General features: G+C 68.2%; 4 protein-coding genes. 2 read left to right on the top strand and 2 right to left on the bottom strand.

The annotated features are described in order from the left end of the window. Together ACOJVU_RS08825 and ACOJVU_RS08820 are read right to left on the bottom strand one after the other, a co-directional pair. Positions 1-494 (bottom strand): DedA family protein (locus ACOJVU_RS08825; RefSeq protein WP_421529425.1); only part of this gene is annotated, 494 nt, incomplete at its 3' end. After that, positions 491-1,360: an SGNH/GDSL hydrolase family protein gene (locus tag ACOJVU_RS08820; protein ID WP_421529424.1), complete on the bottom strand. Its 870-nt coding sequence runs from the start codon at positions 1,358-1,360 to the stop codon at positions 491-493. The genes ACOJVU_RS08825 and ACOJVU_RS08820, both read right to left, overlap by 4 nt. A gap of 219 nt (positions 1,361-1,579) precedes the next feature. On the opposite strand from ACOJVU_RS08820, the gene ACOJVU_RS08815 reads away from it, so the two are divergent. Continuing rightward, positions 1,580-2,551, top strand: coding sequence for a Rieske 2Fe-2S domain-containing protein (locus ACOJVU_RS08815; protein WP_421529426.1), 972 nt, complete (start codon positions 1,580-1,582; stop codon positions 2,549-2,551). Further along, positions 2,548-2,798: hemerythrin domain-containing protein (locus ACOJVU_RS08810; protein WP_421529423.1), on the top strand; the 251-nt coding region annotated here is incomplete at its 3' end. The genes ACOJVU_RS08815 and ACOJVU_RS08810, both read left to right, overlap by 4 nt.

Genomic DNA, 2,798 nt, shown 5'->3' with positions numbered 1-2,798 from the left:
CCGGCGAAGTAGACCAGGGCGGTGGTGCCCCCCGCCCAGCAGACGGCGCCCGACACGTTGGCGGCCAGGAAACGCGGGTAGCGCATGTTCAGGGCACCGGCGAACGGCCCGGCGAAGATGCGCAACAACGCGATGAAGCGGCCGAAGAACACCGCACGTACACCCCAGCGGTTGAACAGCTGTTCGGCCAGCGCGACGTGTCCGGGACCGAAATGTCTCGGGAACCGCCGGCCGAGCCGGTCGAACAGTGGCATGCCGTACCGGCGCCCGATCGTGTAGCCGACGGAGTCACCGGCCACTGCGCCGATCACGGCGGCGGCCCCGACGAAGAACGGGTTGACGGCGAGGTCATCGTAAGACGACATCAGCGCCGCGCTGACCAGGACGATCTCCCCGGGAAGCGGGATGCCGAGGCTTTCGAGCCCGACGACGGCCCCGACCACCAGGTAGACCGCCAGCGGCGGGATCGACTGCAGCAAGGCCTCCGCGTTCATGGGTCAAGGATGCCTGACTCATACCCCAGCCGTGGTGCAAAGCCTCTTTCCCGGGTGCCGGAGCCGTTGTGCGGCCCGCTGCGTGGGCTCAGGCGTTCCAGCTGGGGCCGTTTCGGCACGCGGCCGTCGGCCGAGGACCGGCCCCGCAGCCGGCGCCAGATCCACGGGACGAAACTCTCGTGCGCCCAGCGCAGATGACCCAGGGTGCTGGACGCGGCGGGCCACCGCCCCGGGTCGGCACGTGCACCGGCCCAATCATGGCTGCTGCCAGGAAGATTCAGCGCCTCGGCAGCCGCGGCGGCGAACAGAATATGGCCCCTGGTGGATGCGTGCACCCGGTCGATCGCCCAGGTGTCCGCATCGCGCATCGAGGCTGCGTTGTACAGGTCGACGAGCCGGAAGCCGTAGCGCCGGGCGGCGTCGCTGATCGCCTCGTTGATGCGGGTGAGCCGCGTCGACACCAGCCCGCCGAGTGGGAGGAATTGCGCGACGTTCGGGAAGGTTGTGGTCACCACCGTCGCCCCCGAACCGGCCAGCGCGGCGTGCAGGCGGTCGAGGTCGCCGAGGGCGCGGCCGAACGATCGGCCCGGCTGGATGACATCGTTCATCCCGGCGCACACCGTGATCAGGTCGGGCCTCATCGCGAGGGCCTGGGGAAGCTGCTCGGCGAGCACGTCGGCGATCCGCGTGCCGCGGATCGCCAGGTTGGCGTAGAGCAGGCCTGGATGCAGCGCATCGATCATGACTGCGAGCCGGTCGGCAAACCCCAGCAGGCCGGCGGCGTCGTCGCCGTCCCACAAGCCCTCGGTCTGGCTGTCACCCATCGCGACGTAGCGGCAGTACCCAGATCGATCAGCCCCGCACACGATGCAGAGAATAGTGCCCGTCGCAGTGCTGAGCAGAACCCGGCGATCCAGGTTTTTACAAGAACGGTTTAGACTAATTCACAGGTCTAGACAGCCTGGGAGACCAGAGACCAGCGTTAACGTGGTCATTTCAAGGTTGTGAGTAAACGGTGATCAACGGGTAATCGTTCGTTCTGTGTGCATGGCGTCGCCTGTCTCGGCAGGGGAAGGGTTGGTGACATAGGTCATCGGACACGAAGTGGCCGCGTGCAGGGCCTCGGAGAGCGGCTGCTGTACTCGATCGGGCGCCAGGAATGGCTGGACCGGCCGAGCTACCGGCTGGAGCACCTGCTGAGCTTCGCCTACAACGGGCTGGGCGGTGCCCGCAACGGCGTCACCAACGCGCTGCACGGCGTGTGGCTGGGGCACCCCGCACACCCGCCGTTGGCGTCGCTGACCAGCGGGGCGCTCGCGACGACCGTCACGCTCGACGCGCTCAGCCTGCCGCCGCGCCGGCGGTCCACGGGAGTCCCCGACGCCTCGCGGTTCGCGAGCCGCGCGCTGGGGCTCGGCATCGTGGCGAGCGTCGGCTCGGCTGTCACCGGCGTCACCGATTGGCAGCACACCCACGAGCAGGACCGCCGGGTCGGCCTGGTGCACGGCCTGGTGAACCTGGCCGCAACCGCCCTGTACGCGCAGTCCTGGTGGGACCGCCGCCAGGGGCGTCACTACCGCGGGATCGCCTTGACGGCACTGGGTTACGGCATCACCGTCGCCGGCAGCTACTTGGGCGGGGCCTTGGTGTTCGACTCCGGCGTCGGCATCGACCACGCCGGTGAGCGGCTGCGCACCACGAAGTGGACACCGGTGCTGTCCGCCGACTCGCTGAACGGGAAACCGATGCGAGTGGAAGTCGACGGGGTGGGGCTGGTGGTGTGCCGGACCGGGCTTGACGAGGTCTCTGCCTTCGGCGAATTCTGCCCGCACCTGGCGGCTCCGATGGCCGACGGCTGGGTCGACCGCGGCCGGCTCGTGTGCCCATGGCACGGCTCGTGGTTCTCAGCCGAGTCCGGTGAGGTGCTGCGGGGCCCGGCGGCGGCGCCGCTGCCGTGCTACCAGGCCCGGTTGGTCGATGGAACGGTCGAGGTCCGCGGCAGGGCTTCGACCGCTGTCGGCGGGGCCACGGGAAGTGACAAGGGAGGACACAAGTGAACGCTTATGACGTGTTGAAAGAGCACCACACCGTCCTCAAGGGGCTGGGCGGCAAGATCGGCCGGTCGCCGGTGAATTCACAAGAGCGGCACGATCTTTTCGGCGACATGTTGATCGAGCTCGACATCCATTTCCGCATCGAGGACGACTTGTACTATCCCGCCCTCAAAAAGGCCAGCAGGTTGATCGCGATCGCGCACGCCGAACATCGTCAGGTGGTGGACCAGCTGTCCGTGCTGCTGAAGAC

It is taken from the genome of Mycobacterium sp. THU-M104, assembly GCF_049197365.1.
Lineage (GTDB): Bacteria > Actinomycetota > Actinomycetes > Mycobacteriales > Mycobacteriaceae > Mycobacterium.
Note: the sequence above shows the minus strand (reverse complement) of the source record. Positions and strands in the feature narration are given on the sequence as shown.